Source organism: Bradyrhizobium sp. CB1717 (assembly GCF_029714325.1).
Taxonomy (GTDB): Bacteria; Pseudomonadota; Alphaproteobacteria; order Rhizobiales; family Xanthobacteraceae; genus Bradyrhizobium.
The window spans coordinates 6,149,150-6,168,562 of sequence record NZ_CP121666.1 but is presented as its reverse complement, the minus strand read 5'-3'; the positions used below and the strand labels follow the sequence as shown (position 1 = coordinate 6,168,562).

Below are 19,413 nucleotides of genomic sequence, written 5' to 3'. Positions count from 1 at the left end.
AGATCACTGTCATGCAAACGATATAGAGGAGACATTCGCCCGGGCTTCAACGATCCAGATGGCCGACGTGCTGTTTCTGGTCGACAAGAGCAGCACGATGAAAGCAGCTACATTGCACGGCGCCATCGCCTTACATGCCGACCGCCCTCGAGGCGGTATCCGCGGGGCGTTCCGCCTGCTGGCGGTCTTGGCCGTTTGGCTGATAACGGTCATCTTCGGCGCCAATGCCGCGGAGGAAGACCGGTCGGCGCGTGCGGGAAGGCCGATGGCATTCCACATTCCGGCACAGTCCCTGGCCGGTGCGTTGCAGGCCTATGGGCAGACCACCGGCATTCAAGTGCTCTATGAAAGCAACTCCGCCGTCGGCCGGACGTCGGTCGCGGTTGAAGGAACGTATGCCGCGGACGAAGCACTGAACCTGCTGCTCACGGGCACGGAGCTGAAGGTGCGCTACATTCGTCCCGATGCCATCACGCTCGCTCTTCCCAGCGCAGAGGGCGTCGGCTATGCACCTCCGGCGGCGCCCCTCGCAACATCGGATCTGTCCCTGGGGCGGCTGCGCGTGCGTCAGAACGGCGATGCCGACGACGCGGCCCGGTTACAGGACTACAGCCAGAGAGTGCAGATGGACATTCAGAATGCGCTTCGAAAGAACGCAAGGACGCGCGATGGCAATTATCGCGCGGTGCTGGATATCTGGATCGATCCCGCGCGCACGATCGAGCGAACCGAGTTGTTCCGCTCGACCGGGGACCGCGAGCGGGACGTTGCGGTTTCGGCGGCGCTTCGGGGCCTGACGATCAGCAAGCCGGCGCCGGCAAATACGCCACAGCCGGTCCGCGTCGTCATCGTGGTGAAGTCCCTGCAATGAGCGACAGCGATATTCGCCGCGGAAACGAGAAGGGACGAGCTGCGGTGCTTGGATCCTTCCAGGACGATGACCTCGATGCCGCCTCGTCATCGGGAGAGTTCTATCGCCTGCTCGGCATTCCCGCTCTGGCGGCCGTTCTTTTCGTCGGTGGCGTCTACTGGATCAGGATGCAAGTGCCGGCCGGCTCTCCCGGGCAACAGTCGGCCGCGGTTGTGCAGGTTCAGCTACTTCCGCGGCCCGAAGCCGTTCCGATAGCCGTCGCCCCGGTTTCTCAACCGGACACGGCGAATGTTGCGAGCCGCGCCGATACTTCATTGAAGGACCCGGATCCGACACCATCCGACGATCCCGTTCCGGCTCCGAGAGCGAGAACTGTCTCGCCCGGAGACACTCCGCCGATGCCTGCGGCCGTGAGCGGGCCTGCGAGCAGCGCGGCCGTCAAATTTCAACAGACCTTGCTTCGGCACGTTTCACGGTATCAGCGTTATCCCAAGGCGGCGAGCGCAATGCATCTCGAAGGAAAGGTCGTTGACACGCAGTTCGCCATGGCGAGGGATGGCACGCTGCTCGGCGTCTGGGTGCGAACAAGCTCGGGTCAATTGCTGCTCGACAAGGAGGCGATCGAGACCATCCGGAGAGCCCAGCCGCTGCCGCCAATTCCACCCGAGTTGCCGGATCGGCTCAATATTCACCTGGAGCTCGAGTTTTGATCCGTCATGAGATCGGGCCACGCCGATGGCACGGGGCCTCCGTGCAATGGCTTGCACCTTGTGTCATAAATGTGTAGCCCCGCACCGGTACGACCTTCGCAACCTTTTGCGGTCGTTGCGTAGGCAATGTTTGCGCCGGAAATACCAGAGTATGTTGGGCACGTGAAACGTGGCTGATAGCAATCGAATACGGCTGCGGGGGCAGTTGGTCGAGAACTATGAAGGCCTGATCCGGAAGCTTACGCGTCGCTTGGGGTCGGCCGATTTCGCCCACGAAGCCTTGCACGAGACGTTCCTGCGCCTCGACAGGGTAACGGATGCCGAACCCGTACGCAGTCCTGCCGACTACATCTTTCGTACCGCCATCAACATCGCGAAGGACCGACGCAAGGCGCAGAATTACCGTGTCAGCGCGTCGGAGATAGACGTGCTTCTCGACATATGCGATGACGAGCCGGATCCGGCCAGGGTGGTCGAGGCGCGTTCGGAAATCGAGGCTTTCAAGCGCGCGCTTGCCGAGTTACCGCCACGGCCTCGCGAGGTCCTGCAGAGCATTTCGATCGAGGGGCAGCCGGCGCACCAGGTCGCCGCGCGGCTCAAGGTCAGCATCCGGACCGTCGAGAGCGACCTGAAGCTGGCGCTTGGCCATTGTGCCGACAGCCTCGAACATACATTGCGACGCCGTCTCGGCGGCCCGCGTCCGCGATCGTGAGCGCGTCGATATTGCAAGCCGACGCATCGGATGTCTTGTTTCGCCCCGCGCAGGCAGGAAAATTTGATCAATAGGCCGCCCTTGCGCAGTTTTTCTTCGGGATAGCCGGGCGCCATTCGTCTATCGAGTAGAGACACCGTGCAGCAGGCGTCACGCGCCGCAAGCTGAACAGGGGATTCCGGGGGAATGACGCAGGCGGTGGCAGTGACGGCGGTTGCAGGGTGCGCTAATGCGGCCGTCGCGGCCGTTCGCTTCCCTGACCGCGGATGTGTCTTGCAGTTGATTGCCGGAACATTGCCGCCGTTGTCCCGGGCCGCGGAATGCTGTTCGAAATTGAGGGAAATCGATAATATCTTGCCTGTGACTGCCTTTGGCCCGGTTTGGCTACCGGTCTGGCGAGTGCGATAGATGGGCTATGGATCTTGACCGCGACCAACGAAACACCTGAGCCGGACGCGCTTCTGCGCGAAGCCCTGGACTGGATCGTTCGCCTCAAGACGGGTGAGCCGACCAGGGCCGACGTCGATGCGCTGCAAGCGTGGCGTCAGCAAAGCGGCGCGCACGAGGCCGCCTTCAAGAACGCGGCCCGGGTCTTTCGTCATGCGGGCGTCGCGGCGCTCGAGTTGGCCGATCAGCGCGCTGCAGGCGGCGTTGCACGGTCCTCGCGAACAGCGGTGCCGAGGGCCATTGGACGTCGCGCCTTTCTGCGTGGCGCGACCGCCGTGGCTGCGGCCGCTGCGGGTTATGCAATCGTGCGCCCGCCGCTTGGCCTTTGGCCCTCGCTCGAAGAGCTCTCCGCCGATTACCGGACCGGAAAAGGCGAGTTGCGCAAGATCGCAGTGGCGCCGAACGTGTCCCTTGAGTTGAATACGCAGACCAGCATCGCGCTGCGTTCGGCGTCAAACGAAACCCGGATTGAATTGATTTCGGGCGAAGCCTCCGTGGTGGCGACATCCGCCGCCACTCCCTTTGTCCTGCTGGCGGCGAATGGCCAGATCTCCGCAGTGGAGGCGGATTTCAACGCGCGCTGTCTCGATGGTGCCGTCTCGGTGACCTGCTTGAGCGGAAGCGTGAATGTCGCGCAAGGCGACAGAACGGTGCGGCTCGGCCGGGCGCAGCAGGTGTCCTATTCGCCGGGCGGCATCGAAGCCTCCGTACAGGTCGACCCCGGGCAGGTGACGGCCTGGCAGGCAGGACTGCTGATTTTCCGCGATCGACCGCTTGCGGATGTCGTGGAAGAGGTCAATCGCTATCGGTCCGGCAAGATCATCATTACCAATGCGGATCTGAAACGGCGCATGGTCAACGGCACGTTCCAGATCGACAAGCTCGGGGATTTCGTGCCCCAGGTTCAGCAGTTGTTCGGAGCCCAGGCTCGGTCGCTGCCTGGCGGCGTTGTGCTGCTCGGTTGAACGCAATCCGGCTCGACACGAACAAACGTGAGCCCCTGGCCGCGTCCTTCTCGTTGCCGCACGAATCGACGCTGGCACGTCACGCCAGACACTGCTCCTAAAATGATCGCTAACATTTCCCGATCTCGCAAAAAAAGTTTTGCGGGTTGGATGCGGCCCAGTCGTCTTTAGAGCGAGGGACGTGATCACGGTGTCCGGCCGTGGCCTCGTTTAGCTGGTTCGGGAGTCGGGCGGGGCATCTGTGAAAAGTGGAATCGATTGCGAGCACCGCCGGCGTGCGTCGGCGGGCACGGCGTTGTTTTGTCTGACGGTGGGCATGTTGGCCGGCGGCCTTGCTGCCGCGCCGCCGGCCCATGCGGCCAAGGTCGCCGCGCCGAAGACGAACAACCCGTCCGCTCCCGCGGCAACGGAAGCTGCTGCCGCGCAAAAACCGGCAGCCATCGTGCAACGTTTCGATATCGACGATTTCGCAATCGAGGGCGCCGAGACGCTCCCGCAGGTCGACATCGAAGAAGCGGTCTATCCATATCTCGGACCGAACAAGAGCGCTGACGACGTCGAAAAGGCGCGGGCGGCCCTCGAGAAGGCCTATCACGACAAGGGTTATCAGACCGTCAGCGTTTCCGTTCCGCAGCAGAACGCGCAGTCAAAGATGATCACCCTCAAGGTGACGGAGCTGAAAGTCGGCCGCTTGCGCGTCAAGAACGCGCGCTATTTCCGGCTGGACAAGATCACCGAGGGGGCGGGTTCTCTCAAGCAAGGGACGGTCCCGAACTTCAACGAGGTCACCAAGGATATCGTTGCGCTCAACCAGTGGCCCGATCGACGCGTGACTCCCGCGCTCCGTGCCGGCGTGACGCCGGGCACCGTCGATGTCGATCTGAACGTCGAGGACAAGGTCCCGATACACGCCAACGTCGAGGTGAATAACCGCAAGTCCCCCAACACGACCGCGCTGCGCGTCAGCAGCACGGTGCACTACGACAATCTTTGGCAGCTCGGCCACTCCGTGAACTTCAGTTATCAGGTCGCGCCGGAACGTCCCGGCGACGCCGAGGTGTTCTCCGGCTCGTATCTCGCACGGGTGCAGAACGTCGATTGGCTCAGCGTGCTGTTCTACGGCGTGAAATCGAGCAGCGATGTCGCGACCGTCGGCGGCACGAACGTGATCGGACCCGGAGAGATCATCGGCAGCCGCGCGGTGATGACGCTGCCGACGCGGGACAACCTGTTCCATACGCTTTCGGCCGGGGTCGACTACAAGCATTTCGATCAGACCGTGAAGCTCGGTGGTGCCGGCTTCTCGTCTCCGGTAACCTATTATCCGTTTGTCGCAAGCTATGGCGCGACATTCCAGGACGAGGGAGTCACGACCCAGTTCAATGCCGCCGTCACCTACAATCTGCGGCCGCTGGGAGATGGCGTCGTTCCATTCGACACCAAACGCTACGGGGCGTCCCCGAGTTTCACTCATTTCAACGTCGATGTCGCGCATACCCAGGAATTGCCGGAAGGCTTCCAGCTTTACGGCAAGGTGCAGGGACAGGTCGCGGACGGGCCGCTGGTCTCGAGCGAGCAGTTCAGCGTCGGCGGCCTCGACACCGTGCGCGGCTATCTCGAGTCCGAGACGGTCGGCGACAACGGCGTTGTCGGCAATCTCGAGCTGCGCAGCCCCAATGTGGGGGAGATGCTGCAAAAGCAGATGAAGGACGAGACCGGGCAGGGCAAGGCGCGCTTCACGATCTTCAACGAATGGCGGGCGTTTGCATTCGCGGACGCCGGCATGGCGACCATGCTGAACGCGCTTCCCGAGCAGCAATCGCAATTCAATCTGTGGAGCTACGGCGTCGGCAGCCGTTTCAAGATGTTCGACTACCTGAACGGCACGCTGGTCTATTCGGTGCCGATGGTCAGTCAGACCTACTCGAGCGCGAGAAGTCCGCGCGTCAATTTCCGAATCTGGGGTGAATTCTGATGATTGCAGGATGGGATCACATGGCTGGCGCGTGCCGGTCGACGCTTCGGCGAGCGGCTGGGCGGGCTCTGACGGAATTGGTGCCCGTCTTGATTGCGGCACTGATGCTGTGTCCGTCGCCGGCCAAGGCGTGGTGGAACGACGACTGGCAGCTTCGCAAGAAGATCACGATCGACACCAGCGCATCGGGTGCCGGCATCACCGATCCGATCGGGGCTGCGCCGGTCCTGGTCCGGCTGCACGTCGGAAACTTCCGTTTCGCCTCGGCCAAGGACGACGGCAGCGATCTGCGGTTCGTGGCCGGCGACGACAAGACGCCGCTGAAGCACCACATCGAGAAATACGACTCGCTGCTCGGCGAGGCGCTGCTCTGGGTGGCCGTACCCAACCTTCAGCCGGGCGCCAAGACCGACATCTGGCTCTATTCCGGCAACAAGAAGGCGGTCGCGACCAGCGATGCGAAGGGGACCTACGATCCGGATATGCTGCTGGTCTATCACTTCAACGAGCGAGGGACGCCGGCGCTGGACGCCTCGGTCTGGGCCAACAATGCGCAAAGCGTCGGCCAACCCGCGGACGGTTCGCTGATCGGCACCGGCCTGCGCCTCGACGGTCGTGGCGCGCTGACCCTGCCGGCTGCCCCGTCGCTCGCGTTGAGCGACAACGCGGCATTTACCTGGTCGGCCTGGATCAAGCCGGGAGCGATGCAGCCGAACGCTGCGTTGTACAGCCGCCGTGACGGCGCGAACGGTCTTGCCGTCGGACTGGATAACGGCGTGCCGTTCGTCGAGGTGACGAACGCGGGAGCGGCACAGCGTAGCGGCGCGGCCGCGCCGCTGGCGCCGAATGGCTGGCATCATCTCGCCGTCGTCGCCAATGGCGGCCAGGTCGTCCTTTATCTCGACGGTACGCCCTATGCATCGCTCGCTGCGACGCTGCCGGCGCTCGGCACGAACGCCATCGTCGGAGGCGACGCGGTGCCTGCGACGGCCATGGCCGCTCCCGCGGCGGCGCAGTCATCATCCGCAACGGACGGTGGAGCAGCTCCGGATGCGTCAGCCCCGGCGCCGGAGGCCGCACCTGCTGCCGCCGCGGCGATGACCGGCTTCGTCGGCGACATCGACGAGCTTCAGATCGCAAAGATCGCGCGGTCGCCGGGCTTCATCAAGTTCGCCGCCATCGGGCAGGGACCGAACCAGGCCAAGCTCGTCACCTTCAGCGTCGACGAGGAGACCGCGAGCTGGCTGTCGGGCTACTTCGCGGTGATCCTGAAATCGGTGACGCTCGACGGCTGGATCGTGATCGGCATCCTGTTGATCCTGGCGGTCGTCAGCTGGGTCGTGATGTACGACAGGGCCTCGTACCTGAACAGGCAGGCCAAGGCCAATGCGCGCTTCATGAAGAGCTTCCGCGAGCTCGCGGCCGATCTCACCATGCTTGATCGCGGCGCCGCCGACGAGGTCTGGACCATGGGTGGCCGGGTCGACGAAGCCGATGCCAGGATGATGCAGGCCTCGTCGCTCTATCGCATCTACCATATCGGAGCGTCGGAAATCCGCCATCGCTTCGCCGGAAAGGGCGAGCGCAACCCGGTGCTCTCGGCCGCGTCGATTGCCGCCATCCGCGCCGCGCTGGACGGCGGCTCGGTGAAGGAGACCCAACGGCTCAACCGGCTGATGGTGGTGCTGACCATCGCGATCTCGGGCGGACCCTTCCTCGGCCTGCTCGGCACCGTGGTGGGTGTCATGATCACCTTCGCCGCCATCGCGGCCAGCGGAGACGTCAACGTCAACGCGATCGCCCCGGGCATCGCCGCCGCGCTGGTTGCGACGGTTGCCGGCCTCGGCGTCGCGATCCCGGCGCTGTTCGGCTACAACTACCTGATCTCCCGCATCAAGGACCTGACCACCGACATCCAGGTTTTCGTCGACGAGTTCGTGACGAAGATGGCGGAGTTCTACTCCGCCGACCAGATCGAACGCAGCATCGCCGCGGAGTGACGACGATGCAGATCCAGAACGAGTCCAAGCCGTACGACGACATCAACATCACTCCGATGCTGGATCTCGCCTATGTGCTGCTGGTGATCTTCATCATCATGACGACGGCGACCGTGCAGGGCCAGAAGGTCAATCTGCCGAAAGCGTCGGCTGCGCCGAGCCTCGCCACCCAGACCACCAAGGCGATCACGGTCGCCAATGACGGCAAGATCTTCCTCGATACGATCCCGGTGACGCTGCCTGAGCTCGAGCAGCGCCTGGTGCAGCAGAAGGCGTTGACACCGGAGTTCCCGGTGGTGCTGCGCGGCGACGCGCAAGCCCAATATCAGAGCGTGATGGACGTGCTCGACCTGCTCGGCCGTGTCGGCCTGACGCAGGTCGGGCTCGCGACCAAGCCGCTCGTGAAGTGACGGAACGAATGGGCATCTCCATGGATATGCGCGCCGATCCGCGAAAGGGAGCCAGCGCCTTATGGTCATGGCTTCGCGCGATCCTGTCCTGTGCGGACCGGGCCGCCATCGACGTGCCGCCGACCGTCGCGAACGCGCGTCCGCTCGGGCCGCTTGTATCGACCGCTGGAGTGCACAATGTCGAGCGAGCCAGCGCCGGACCAAGCGCGTCGGATACCGGCATGGTGCTTCATTTCCCGATCCGTGGCGAAGCCCTGCTGGTCAAGCTTGCGGACCTGCTGCGCAAGCAGGTCACGAGCCGCGACCCCGAACGCGATCCGTTGTTGCTGGTGATGGCGCGCTGTCCGGGCTCGCGCCTGTCGATCGATCGCGTCGCCTATGTCGACTTCCTGGCTGATCGGTCCACCTATCACGTCGTCATCGAGGCGGCTCCCGATGCCACGATCACGCTGGATACGACCGACTTCGATACGGTCGTGAATTTCGTCATGCAGTACGTCACCGGCAGGAATTCCGAACCGGTCGCGCTCGAGGCGGTGTCATGAATGCGCCGGAACAACAGGGCGGGCCGCGGCGGCTATCCCTGCCACGAGCGAAACCATTGCTGCGCTACGGTGCTGCGCTGGCTATCGCAGGCGTCCTTGGCGTCGCGATATTCATGTTCGTCGGTCATGACGATCTGCCGCCGCCGCGCCAGGTGCGCGAATTGACGGTCGTCAACATCACGCCGCCGCCGCCTCCGCCGCCACCTCCACCGCCGCCCGAGCAGAAGATGATCGAGCAGCCGAAGATGGCCGAGCCGGAGTTTAAGGAAGACAAGCCGGTCGAGAAGCCGAAGGACGAGCCGGTCAAGGACGCCAAGAACGAAGAGCCGCCGGGCCCGCTGGCGCTCGACGCCAAGGCCATCGGACCCGGCGACCTGTTCAATCTCGGCAGCAAGGTGGGCGGCAGTCCGTATGGCGGCGGAGGCGGCGGCGGCAGTCGATGGGGCTGGTATCAGGCGATAGTGCAGTCGCAGATCGAGGCGGCGCTGCACGCCAACGGCAAGACGCGCAATGCGACGATGCAGATGCAAATCCGGCTGTGGGCCGATGCGACCGGCCGCGTCCATCGCATTCAGTTGGTCTCGTCGACCGGCGACGCCGAGCTCGACGCCATCATCCGCACCGACGTGTTTGGCAGCCTCGTGCTGCGGGAGCCGCCCCCCCGGGACATGCCGATGCCGATAGTGGCGCGCATCACTGCACGCCGGCCAAGCTGACGATCCGCAATCAATTCGTTCGAGTTGAGTGACTAGCAGAGGACTGGGGACTTATGTTGAGGAAGAGATACGACGCACGCCGCCTGACGTCGTCGACCGCCATATCGCTGTGTGCGCTTGCCGTCGCGGCGCCGGCTTTTGGCCAGGCCGCACCGGATCAGAGCCCGGTGGCGAAGAAATCCGAATCGAAGCGTCCGACCGTGTCCGACGCCAAGCCCCTGTCGTCGAACACGACGATCAATCTCGTCAACTTGCTGGTGAAGCAGGGCGTGATCAAGGAGGAGCAGGCTCAGGCGCTGATCAAGCAGGCCGACGACGAAGCCTATGTCTCGCGCCAGGCCACGAAGGACGCCACCGCCAAGGCCGACGAAGCGGCCAAGGCTGCGACCGCGGCGGCCGCAGCAGTCTCGCCGCCCGGCACCCGGCACGTCACGTACGTGCCCGAGGTCGTCAAACGGCAGTTGCGCGAGGAGATCAAGAAGGAAGTGATGGCCAAGGCGCAAAAGGAAAATTGGGCCTCGCCAGGCGCCTATCCGGAATGGGCGCAGCGAATCCGCTTCTCGGGCGATGTGCGCTCGCGCTATCAGGGCAGTTTCTTTCCGGAAGGCAACGACCAGCTTCACGCATACAATTTCAACGCGATCAACACGGGTTCACCGTACGATCTGAACAGCAACAGCTTCGCGCCGACCTACAACGCCACCCAGGACCGCCACCAGGCCCGGCTTCGCGCTCGCCTGGGCATGGAGGCAGACATCTTCAATGGGTTCACCGCGGGCATACGCATCGCAACGGGAGAGAATAGTTCGCCCGTTTCCACCAATCAGTCGCTTGGTGCGAACGGCGGCAATTTCTCGAAATACGCACTGTGGCTCGATCGAGGCTATCTGAAGCACCAATCCTGGGACGGCAATCTGGCGGTGTCGGTCGGCCGCTTCGACAATCCATTCTGGTCACCGACCGATCTCGTCTGGCACAGGGACCTCGGCTTTGACGGTCTCGCGGTGCAAGGAAAGTACGAGATCGCCAAGGACGTCACACCATTCGCGGTCGCCGGTGCGTTCCCGATCTACAATACCGACTTCAACATAGGCACCAATTTCGACGCGAAGACCGGCGGGGTCACGAAGTTCGCCAACCACGACAAATGGCTGTTCGGCGGTCAGGCGGGCGTGGCGGCGCGCCTCAGCTCCGAGACGTCGATGCGAGTCGCAGCCGCCTACTACGATTTCTCCAATGTCCAGGGACGCTTCTCCAGCCCCTGTCCGGTGCAGTCGGCATCGGATCTGTGCGATACCGATCTGACCCGGCCGTCATTCGCCCAGAAGGGCAACACCTACACGACGCTACGCAACATCGTCTCCGATCCCACGGTGCCGGTCCCGCCGCTCTATCAATATTTTGGTCTGGTCGGGCAATATCGGCCCGTCGTCGGCAGCGTGCAGTTCGACCTCGGACATTTCCACCCGGTGCACATCGTGCTCGACGGCGAGTACGTCTGGAACAGCGCGTTCGACCGCAATCTGATGAATCGATATGCGGTCAACAACCGCGGGCCCGACGTCGCGAGCAATGTGCCTGGTCCCTTCAACGGCGGCAATCAGGGGTGGCTCGGCCGCGTCACCGTCGGCAACAGGGAGATCAAGCACCTCTGGGATTGGAACGTGCATGCGGGTTACAAATACCTGCAATCCGACGCCACCATCGACGCTTTCGTCGATTCCGACTTTGGCCTCGGCGGCACCAATCTCAAGGGTTACTTCGTCGGCGGCAATGTCGGGCTCAGCGATGACGTGTGGGCCAGCGTGCGCTGGCTGAGCGCGAACAACATCGCGGGCGTGCCTTACGCCGTCGATGTCCTGCAAGTCGATCTGAACGCGAGGTTCTGATCATGCATCCCCGGATTTCCGGTCTTCTGGCGGCCGTAGCCGCGGCTGCGATGTTTTGTGGCGAGGTTCGCGCCGAAAGCGAGACCGACCGTCTGCGTGAGGCGCTGCGCAGCGCCATCGCACAGGCGCGGCAGATGGAAGATCAGCGAACGGCCCTGCAGGCGAAGATCGCGGACGCCGACCGCGAGAAGGCGGCCTTGAAGGCGCAGGTCGACGCGGCCAAGGCGGAAGCGAAGCAGCTCCAGAAGCAGCATCGCGAGGCGGTCGACGAATTCAACCAGCGTCTGGAGGAGCGCAACCAGACGCTGGAAAAGTGGAAGGTCGCCTTTGAGGAGGCCGCCACGGTCGCCCGCACCAAGGACGCCGAGCGTGCCAAGTTCGAGAGCGAGGCAACGGCGTACAAGGCCAGCACCAAGAGCTGCCAGGCCAAGAACGTGCAGCTCGTCAATGTCGGTCGCGACATTCTCAATCGATATCGCAGCCTGACCCTGGGCGATGCCGTAGTCGCAAGCGAGCCGCTGACCGGGCTGGGCCGCGTCGGCGCGCAGAATTTCGTTCAGGAAAGTATCGACAAGCTGCTTGACCAGAAGGCAACACCATGAAGCGTCTCAGCGTTATCAGATCATCGCGATCGATCCTTGTAGCCGGAGCCGCCCTGGCGATCCTGGGCTTGTCGGTGGCGACGGTACTTGCCCAGAGCGCGCCGGCGCCTCAACGCCCGGCTCAACCCGCTGTAAAACCGAAGCCGGCGGCGCCCGCCGCGGCAACGTCGACGTCGGCAGCTCCGGCACCCACAACCCAGGGGATTGCGTCCACCAGGGCGACCGGTGGCGATGACGTCATCGCCCGGGTCGGCGAGGCCAATATTTCGGCGGAGGAGCTCCGCGCTTATGTCGGCGCGCTGGGAGCGCGCGAACAGGCGGCGCTCGCGAAGGACCCGGCGCTGCTGAGCCAGGCGGTTCGCATGCTGCTCGCGAACCGGCTGGTGTTGCAGGAAGTGATGGCCAAGAAGTGGGATCAGCAGCCAAACGTCGCGGCGCAGCTCGATCGCGTGCGCGAGAACGCCATGGTCGAGATCTACCTGCAATCGGTCTCGACGCCTCCTGAGAGTTTCCCGAGCGAGGACGAACTCCAGAAGGTCTACGACGCCAACCGCGGCGCCTTGCTGGTGCCTCGGCAGTTCTACCTCGCGCAGATATTCGTCGCGGCGAACGAGGGCGACAAGGTGGCTGAAGACAAGGCGAGGAAATCGATCGAGGCGATCCAGGCGAAGCTGAGGGCCCCGGGCGCCGATTTCGGCGCGATTGCGCAGGCTGAGAGTGATTCGAAAGGCAGCGGTGATCTCGGCTGGGTTGCGGAAAACCAGATCCGGCCGGAGATCAAGGCGCAGGTGCAGGGACTGGCCAAGAATGCGATCTCCGAGGCCGTGCGGCTCGATGATGGCTGGCACATCATCAAGCTGATCGACACCAAGGCGGCCTACACCCGGACCTTGCCCGAAGTGCGCGATCAGCTTGTGCAGCAGATGCGCAGCGAACGGGCCGCCGTGCTGCGGCGGGCCTACCTCGCGGAGCTACTCAAGCAGAATCCGCCCATTCTCAACGAGCTTGCCCTTTCGAGCCTGCTCGACAATTCCCGGAAATAAACCTCAGTGGAGTTAGCAATGTCCAATACCGTTATCGTCAAGCTCACCCTCGATGATCTGCGTTCAGCACTGCAACAGGTCGGCTACCGCGTGGAGGAGCTCACCGACCCCGTGATCAGTCTGACCTATCTCCGCTCGGCAACGGGAGGTCTGACCTTCGACATTCGTCCGGGGAATTGGCTTGAGAACACCGAGAGTTTCGTCGATGCGGCCTTTACCGCGGTGCTCCAGGTTCAGGGCGAGCTTCCGCTCGATCTGGTCAATCGCTGGAATGCGACGCGCCGGTTTGCGCGCCTTCAGCTCAGCCAGCAGTTCCTCGTGCTTTCCCTGGATGTCTCGGTTGCGGGCGGGGTGACCGCGGACCATCTGCGCGCGCAGATCGACATCTGGGATCGCCTGGTGCAGGAGCTGATCGTCTACTTGCGCGATGAACTTCGCGAGCTGTCGGCCAGGAAGGGAACGACGGCACCGGTCGAACAGGCCGTGGGATACGAGAACGCCGATATCAACGGCCAGGCGGCCGCTCTTCAGTAGTCGTTGCGATGTCGCTGAGGCGTTCGGAAAGAGTTCGCGGACAGGTCCAACGAGACATGTTGACGATGACCCATCGTGAATCCCGCACCACGTGGTGGAATAGAATCGCCGGCTCGCTGGCTGCGGCAGCCGGTTTGCTTGCCGCTGGAGCTGGCGTCAACGCATCGCCGATTGCCGCGGAGAGGAGCGACTACCGTCCGGCCGATGCGGTTCCGCCGGCATGGCAGGCTTTCGCAAGGCAATTGAAGCACACAATCGAGCAACGACTGGCGGCCGACGACGAAAAAGCCCGACATTTCCAGGAGTACCTGGACAGCCGCATCATAGGTGGCGATGTGCCGCCTGTGACACTTTTACTCCGAGCCTGGGTATCGTCGGATGGTCGGCTGCATCGCGTCGAATTTGACGGTCTCAGTGATCCCAGAGCTTCCGTCGACCTTCGGGCCTTGCTGACCGGCCAAAATGTTGGCGTGCCACCGCCCGAGATGCTGCAGCCGCTGCATTTGCGGTTCTCGCTGCGGGCGACGGATCGATTGCAGCAGGAGAAATAGAAGATGTCGGCGCGCAACGGAAGCGTTCGTTTGGCGCGATCAATGATGTCGCTCCCGTCGATCGCTTTGGTCCTGGGATTGCTTCTACTCGCTTTGCTGTTTCCGGTCGGCGCTCGGGCCGAGGCGACATCGGCGCCGAAGACCATCGACGCTCGTCATGCTCCGGTCGAAGCGAAGAGCGAGGCGCCGCCGCCGCGTGCACCCGATGCTGGCTCGCGTTATCGCGCCCTGATTGAAAAGGAGGCCGCGCAGGCCGGTCTCGCGCCCGAAATCGCCGAGGCGGTGATGGCCGTGGAGAGCGGATATGATCCGGGTGCTATCGGCGGTGTCGGCGAGATCGGCTTGATGCAGCTCCTGCCCTCGACGGCACGCATGCTGGGTTTCGCCGGCACACTGGCCGATCTGGCCGTGCCTGAGACCAACATCCATTACGGTGTCGTCTATCTCGCGAAGGCCTGGCGCCTCGCCGGCGGTGACCTCTGCACCGCCGCGATGAAATACCGCGCCGGCCACGGCGAAACGCGCTTCTCGTTCCTTTCGGTGAACTACTGCATGGCGGTGCGTTCCAAGCTCGCCGCTCGCGGTTTTCGCGTGACCGGCAGCGTTCCCGTGCCGACGTTTGGTGAACCGGTCCCATCGGGGCGCGGCTGTGGCAGGAAATGTCTGGGCATATCGCGAACGGGCACGGTGAATATCGCTGCGCTCAACACCCAGCTCAGCGCGCTCGTCGCGCAGGCGCGGGCAGGGCGATAGGGGCCGTGCGTATAGAACGAGTTGTCCGGGGGTGAGTCCGTTCGCACCCACTTGCGGGAAGAGAGGAGATCATGATTCGGCTGATGACATCTTCACTGGTTCTGACAGCCTGTCTCGTGTCATCGGCCGTGGCCGAAGAGCAGGTCAACATTCTTCCGCAAATCGTGGTCGGAAGCAGCACGCCGAAAAGCGCTGCTGATGGTCGCTCCCCGGCTTCGTCGAGCGGTAGCCGGACGCCGGCCTCGCCCGACAGATGCGTGGAAGTGGAAATCGGATCCAGCCGGTCGATGGACTGCCTCAACCAGAAGCTCAGGAGGGAGGTCGATCGGGTCAATCCGAGCATCAATCTGCCGCCCGTCGATGCCAGATCGCCTGACCTCAAGGTCGGGATCGTCAACATCCCCGGTGTCCAGCAGCAATATGGCCGGAACTTCGGCGTTTCCGTCGCTCCCTACCGGCCGCCGCCGCCGGTGTTCTCCTCGCCGATCGGGCATCGATGAAGTAGTCCAATGCCTGTCAGATGGACAGAATTCCGAGTGCGGCCAATTTCTTCACGATCTGGTTCGCCAGCTCCTCGGGCTGCTGGCCAATCGTTTGCAGGTGTATTTCGGGAGCTGTCGGTGGTTCGTACGGGGCATCGAAGCCGGTAAAATTCTTGATCTTGCCGGCTTTCGCTTTGGCATAGAGGCCCTTTGGATCACGCCGTGCACATTCGTCGATGGGTGTGTCCACGAATATCTCGATGAATTCTCCATTGGGCACCAGACGACGCACCATGTCACGCTCAGCGCGGTATGGAGAAATGAACGAGCAGAGAACGATCAGGCCCGCATCCACCAGGAGTTTTGCTGCCTCTCCGGCACGCCGGATATTCTCAACGCGGTCCGCCTCAGTGAAACCGAGGTCCCGGCTGAGGCCATGGCGCAGATTGTCGCCGTCCAGCATCATGGTGTGGTGGCCGCCAGCGTGAAGGCGGCGCTCAACGATGTTGGCAATCGTCGACTTGCCGGCACCCGACAGGCCGGTGAACCATATGATGGCTGGCTTCTGGTGCTTCTGCTCAGCGCGCTCTGACCTTCCTATCAATGTGGCCTGCCAGTGGACATTGGTGGCACGCCGCAGGCCAAACGCAATCATCCCCGCGCCGAGCGTATGATTGGTCAAGCGGTCGATGACGATAAATGATCCAGTCTTGCGGTTCTGCCCGTAAGGGTCGAACGCGACGGGTGTGTCCGTCGACAGGTTGCAGAACGCGATATCGTTGAGGCCGAGGGTGCGAGCGGCAAGATGTTCGCGCGTGTTGACGTCAATCTTGTACTTGATCCCGGTGATCGTAACAGGCGTCGTCCGGGTGCCGATGCGGGCCAGATAGGAGCGGCCAGGCATGAGTTGCTGGTCGCTCATCCAGATGACATGTGCGGCAAACTGGTCCGATACTTCGGGAGGAGAATCCGGACTGATCAGGAGATCGCCGCGGGCGATGTCCAGCTCGTCTGCGAGCGTGATCGTGATCGCGTCACCGGCCTGGGCGGAGGTCTGAGCGCCTTCGGCGGTCAAGAGTTCCTTCACCCTTGAGAGTCTGCCGGAATTCGCGACGGCGATGGGGTCGCCGGCATTGATTGTCCCGGATGCTACCGTTCCGGCGTATCCTCTGAAATCAAGATGGGGCCGGTTGACCCATTGCACCGGAAAGCGGAACGGACTTTCGATCGTGTCGCCACTCACATCGATGGTTTCGATATAGTCGAGCAGGCTTGGCCCGCGAAACCAGGGCGTGTTGTCCGACACCTTCGTAACGTTGTCGCCATGTCGGGCCGAGATTGGAATCGGTGCGATCGAGGAAAAGCCGAGTTCCTCGGCGAAGGTTCTGTATTCATCGACAATGCGACCGAAAATGTCGCTTTGATAGGAGATCAGATCAATCTTGTTCACGGCCAGGACGACATGACGTATGCCGAGCAGCGAACAAATCAGGGAGTGTCGTCTGGTCTGCGGCAGAACACCTTTGCGCGCATCGATCAGGAGAATGGCGAGATCGGCCGTCGATGCGCCGGTGGCCATATTCCGCGTGTACTGCTCGTGGCCGGGCGTGTCGGCGACAATGAAGGAACGTCGGGGCGTGCTGAAGAAGCGATGTGCAACGTCGATCGTGATGCCTTGCTCCCGTTCGGCTTCGAGCCCATCCGTGAGAAGTGCAAGGTCGATGTCGTCCCCGGTGGTGCCGTGGCGCTTCGACTCCGCCGCCAACGAGGATAGTTGATCTTCAAAGACCAGCTTGCAGTCATGCAGCAGGCGGCCGATCAGCGTGGACTTTCCGTCATCCACCGATCCACAGGTGAGGAAACGAAGCAGGTCCTTGCTCTGCGCTTCGACGGGAAACTCGCGGCTGTCCATCAAAAGTAGCCTTCGCGCTTCTTTCGCTCCATTGATGCGGCTTCGTCGCTGTCTATCAGGCGACCCTGCCGCTCCGAGAGCCGCGTCGATCTCACTTCCGAGATGATATCTTCCAGCGTTGCGGCACCGGAATCGATCGCTCCGGTCAGGGGATAGCAACCCAGCGTTCGAAATCTAACTTGTCGCGATTCCGGCTGCTCGTCCGCATTGAGGGTCAGTCTCTCGTCATCGACCATGATCCAGGAGCCGCCGCGCCCCACGACCGGGCGGTGTTTGGCAAAATAGAGCGGCACCACGGGAATATTTTCCAGATGGATGTAGTGCCAGACATCCAGTTCGGTCCAGTTCGATAGCGGGAAAACGCGAACGGTTTCGCCCGATCCAACGCGGGTGTTGTACAGGTTCCACAATTCTGGGCGCTGGTTGCGGGGGTCCCAGACATGTCCGCGCGAGCGAAAGGAGAAGATGCGCTCCTTGGCCCGGCTCTTCTCTTCGTCCCTGCGAGCGCCGCCAAAAGCCGCATCGAAGTCATAGAGATCGAGCGCCTGTTTGAGCGCTTCTGTCTTCATCACCTGAGTGTGGATCGTCGAGCCCGATGTTATCGGCGAGATGCCGCGGCCAAGACCATCCTGGTTGATGTAGACGAGCAGCTCGATGCCGAGGCGCCGCGCGGTCTCGTCCCGAAACGCGATCATCTCGTGAAACTTCCATGTCGTATCAACGTGCAAAAGTGGAAACGGGAGCTTAGCGGGGTGGAACGCCTTGAGCGCCAAATGCAGCATGACGCTGGAGTCCTTGCCAATCGAATAGAGCATCACCGGGCGTCTGAATTCGGCGACGACTTCGCGCATGATCTCGATTGATTGAGCTTCCAGACTCTTGAGGTGTTTCGGAAGTCCGCGCTGCGTTCCGTCAGTAGTCGATGCCACGAAATTCATTGCAGGCGCCTTCGGGGGAATCTCATTGGGAATGCCAACATACTTCATGCCATGCCGGCAGCGATAGTTCATGTCGACGGCGCGCAGAGCTATGTCGTCCGGCCGGTGGGAGTTGCCTTGCATTCTAAACGCGGTAGTGGCTGATGCGACTTCAAGGTGCCGGTGAAGCGAGCGGTCGACGGCGTTCAGCGGCATACTTTGGTTTAGAGAGACCCGATGGCATTGAATGCGGACGACATTTTTCTGAATCCCGCGCTTGAATCCCGCGTGCGCGGACAAGCCTGGGCGCTCTTGCTTCTCAACGCTGCCGATCCGCGGATGGGATCGTTGTTTGCAACGCAGCAACGCTGGTTGATGGCCCACGCGGCGGTAGCGCAGTTCTTCCGGGATGTTGCCGTGGCCGGCCCTGGCTCCGGAGTGTTGACCGCTCGTGTGCTCGATCTTGTCGAGCATCACCAGATCGCAAGCCGGAACACTGCGGCTGCCTTCGTCAAGGAGATGTTGAAATACGGCATCGTGCGCCATGTTGCGGGAAGCGAAGGCAAGCGTCATCGCCCGGTGGAGCCGGGACCGGCAGCGCTTGATGCGCTGTATCAATGGCATCTGCTGCATCTCGCAACGCTGGATGGCCTTGATGGCGGAAGCCGCTCGGCGACATTTTCGGCCCGACCAGAGGTCATTCAGCGCATGCAGCCGCTGATTGCCGACGGCTTGCTCGGGTCTCACATGGTTCGCGAACCCGAACCGACGTTCAAGCTGTTCACCTGGGTCGACGAGGGGGGCGTTCTGATGGATCGCCTGATCGTCGGCTGCGAGGAAGAGGACGCTAGCCTCGATCGTATCACGACCGACGTGACGTCGGTCTCCGCTCTGGCGCAGCGGCTGAAATTGTCGCGGACACAACTGGGCCGCAAGCTCGCCGAGGCGGAGTCGATGGGAAGCGTTGGCTGGGTTGGAGCGCGCGGCAAGTCGCGGCTCTGGGTCTCGAAGGGCTTCCGCCGCGAATATCACAAGGCGCAGGCCGTCAAGCTCGCGATCATCGACGCTGCCTTCGATGCCTGTTTCGTGTCGCATCGATGAAGTCAACGACATCGTTGGACCGATGATCGGCGGCATTGAACAATCCGCTGTCGCCTGACCATTTTTGGTGGTCGGCCTCTCCGGCCGGTCTCGATCGTTACCGCCGATGTTGAACCGCTGCGGAAGACGCCGCAGCGCTTCATATCGCTGCGGACATTGATTTCGCAGCAGATTTTCGTGCGCGGAATGAGAGCATGTCGCGATCTAGGTAAACGCATTTTCGGATTTTATGCGTGCAGGGCGGGTAAGCACAATTGGCGAAAATTGGCGCGTGTGAA

Annotated in this window: 19 protein-coding genes; 17 read left to right on the top strand and 2 right to left on the bottom strand. The window is 62.6% G+C overall.

The features are described from left to right. Positions 1 to 58: 58 nt before the first annotated feature. The 16 genes from QA649_RS29150 to QA649_RS29075 all read left to right on the top strand — a co-directional run bounded on the left by QA649_RS29150 (position 59) and on the right by QA649_RS29075 (position 15,223). Positions 59 to 871 carry a secretin and TonB N-terminal domain-containing protein gene (locus QA649_RS29150; protein WP_283020208.1) on the top strand — a complete coding sequence of 271 codons (813 nt, stop codon included), beginning with the start codon at positions 59 to 61 and terminating at the stop codon, positions 869 to 871. Continuing rightward, on the top strand, positions 868 to 1,581 hold the full coding sequence (locus QA649_RS29145) for a TonB family protein (protein ID WP_283020207.1): 714 nt from the start codon (positions 868 to 870) through the stop codon (positions 1,579 to 1,581). Before QA649_RS29150 ends, QA649_RS29145 begins: the two co-directional genes overlap by 4 nt. A 205-nt stretch (positions 1,582 to 1,786) precedes the next feature. After that, the gene (locus tag QA649_RS29140) at positions 1,787 to 2,293 is read left to right on the top strand and encodes an RNA polymerase sigma factor (protein WP_349254034.1); all 507 of its coding nucleotides are present in this window, start codon (positions 1,787 to 1,789) and stop codon (positions 2,291 to 2,293) included. Positions 2,294 to 2,715: 422 nt separating this feature from the next. Continuing rightward, on the top strand, positions 2,716 to 3,705 hold the full coding sequence (locus tag QA649_RS29135) for a FecR domain-containing protein (RefSeq protein WP_283020205.1): 990 nt from the start codon (positions 2,716 to 2,718) through the stop codon (positions 3,703 to 3,705). A gap of 316 nt (positions 3,706 to 4,021) precedes the next feature. Next, positions 4,022 to 5,680 carry a ShlB/FhaC/HecB family hemolysin secretion/activation protein gene (locus QA649_RS29130; RefSeq protein WP_283020204.1) on the top strand — a complete coding sequence of 553 codons (1,659 nt, stop codon included), beginning with the start codon at positions 4,022 to 4,024 and terminating at the stop codon, positions 5,678 to 5,680. A gap of 104 nt (positions 5,681 to 5,784) precedes the next feature. Further along, a complete protein-coding gene (locus QA649_RS29125) occupies positions 5,785 to 7,680 on the top strand; it encodes a MotA/TolQ/ExbB proton channel family protein (protein ID WP_283026125.1) in 1,896 nt (631 codons plus the stop codon). Positions 7,681 to 7,685: 5 nt separating this feature from the next. Next, positions 7,686 to 8,090 (top strand): biopolymer transporter ExbD, encoded by a 405-nt coding sequence (locus QA649_RS29120; protein ID WP_283020203.1) that lies wholly within the window; start codon positions 7,686 to 7,688, stop codon positions 8,088 to 8,090. 8 nt (positions 8,091 to 8,098) lie between these two features. Then, entirely contained in the window at positions 8,099 to 8,635 is a 537-nt protein-coding gene (locus QA649_RS29115) for a hypothetical protein (RefSeq protein WP_283020202.1), read from the top strand. Then, entirely contained in the window at positions 8,632 to 9,351 is a 720-nt protein-coding gene (locus QA649_RS29110) for an energy transducer TonB (RefSeq protein WP_283020201.1), read from the top strand. Before QA649_RS29115 ends, QA649_RS29110 begins: the two co-directional genes overlap by 4 nt. Before the next feature lie 53 nt (positions 9,352 to 9,404). Continuing rightward, positions 9,405 to 11,240 carry a putative porin gene (locus tag QA649_RS29105; RefSeq protein WP_283020200.1) on the top strand — a complete coding sequence of 612 codons (1,836 nt, stop codon included), beginning with the start codon at positions 9,405 to 9,407 and terminating at the stop codon, positions 11,238 to 11,240. A gap of 2 nt (positions 11,241 to 11,242) precedes the next feature. Further along, positions 11,243 to 11,842: a hypothetical protein gene (locus tag QA649_RS29100; protein ID WP_283020199.1), complete on the top strand. Its 600-nt coding sequence runs from the start codon at positions 11,243 to 11,245 to the stop codon at positions 11,840 to 11,842. Next, positions 11,839 to 12,885, top strand: a complete 1,047-nt coding sequence (locus QA649_RS29095) for a peptidylprolyl isomerase (protein ID WP_283020198.1) — start codon at positions 11,839 to 11,841, stop codon at positions 12,883 to 12,885. Before QA649_RS29100 ends, QA649_RS29095 begins: the two co-directional genes overlap by 4 nt. A gap of 18 nt (positions 12,886 to 12,903) precedes the next feature. After that, positions 12,904 to 13,419: a YbjN domain-containing protein gene (locus tag QA649_RS29090; protein ID WP_283020197.1), complete on the top strand. Its 516-nt coding sequence runs from the start codon at positions 12,904 to 12,906 to the stop codon at positions 13,417 to 13,419. A gap of 56 nt (positions 13,420 to 13,475) precedes the next feature. Beyond that, complete coding sequence (locus tag QA649_RS29085) at positions 13,476 to 13,970, top strand: hypothetical protein (protein WP_283020196.1); 495 nt, start codon at positions 13,476 to 13,478, stop codon at positions 13,968 to 13,970. A 96-nt stretch (positions 13,971 to 14,066) separates the two neighbouring features. Then, positions 14,067 to 14,723, top strand: a complete 657-nt coding sequence (locus tag QA649_RS29080) for a transglycosylase SLT domain-containing protein (RefSeq protein ID WP_349254082.1) — start codon at positions 14,067 to 14,069, stop codon at positions 14,721 to 14,723. Positions 14,724 to 14,851: 128 nt separating this feature from the next. Next, a complete protein-coding gene (locus QA649_RS29075) occupies positions 14,852 to 15,223 on the top strand; it encodes a hypothetical protein (protein WP_283020194.1) in 372 nt (123 codons plus the stop codon). Positions 15,224 to 15,239: 16 nt separating this feature from the next. On the opposite strand, the gene cysN is transcribed toward QA649_RS29075, so the two are convergent. Continuing rightward, positions 15,240 to 17,117, bottom strand: coding sequence for a sulfate adenylyltransferase subunit CysN (gene cysN / locus QA649_RS29070; protein ID WP_283020193.1), 1,878 nt, complete (start codon positions 17,115 to 17,117; stop codon positions 15,240 to 15,242). Continuing rightward, positions 17,117 to 18,055, bottom strand: a complete 939-nt coding sequence (gene cysD, locus QA649_RS29065; protein ID WP_283026124.1) for a sulfate adenylyltransferase subunit CysD — start codon at positions 18,053 to 18,055, stop codon at positions 17,117 to 17,119. Before cysD ends, cysN begins: the two co-directional genes overlap by 1 nt. A gap of 216 nt (positions 18,056 to 18,271) precedes the next feature. On the opposite strand from cysD, the gene QA649_RS29060 reads away from it, so the two are divergent. After that, positions 18,272 to 19,135: a hypothetical protein gene (locus QA649_RS29060; protein ID WP_283020192.1), complete on the top strand. Its 864-nt coding sequence runs from the start codon at positions 18,272 to 18,274 to the stop codon at positions 19,133 to 19,135. Positions 19,136 to 19,413 lie beyond the last annotated feature (278 nt).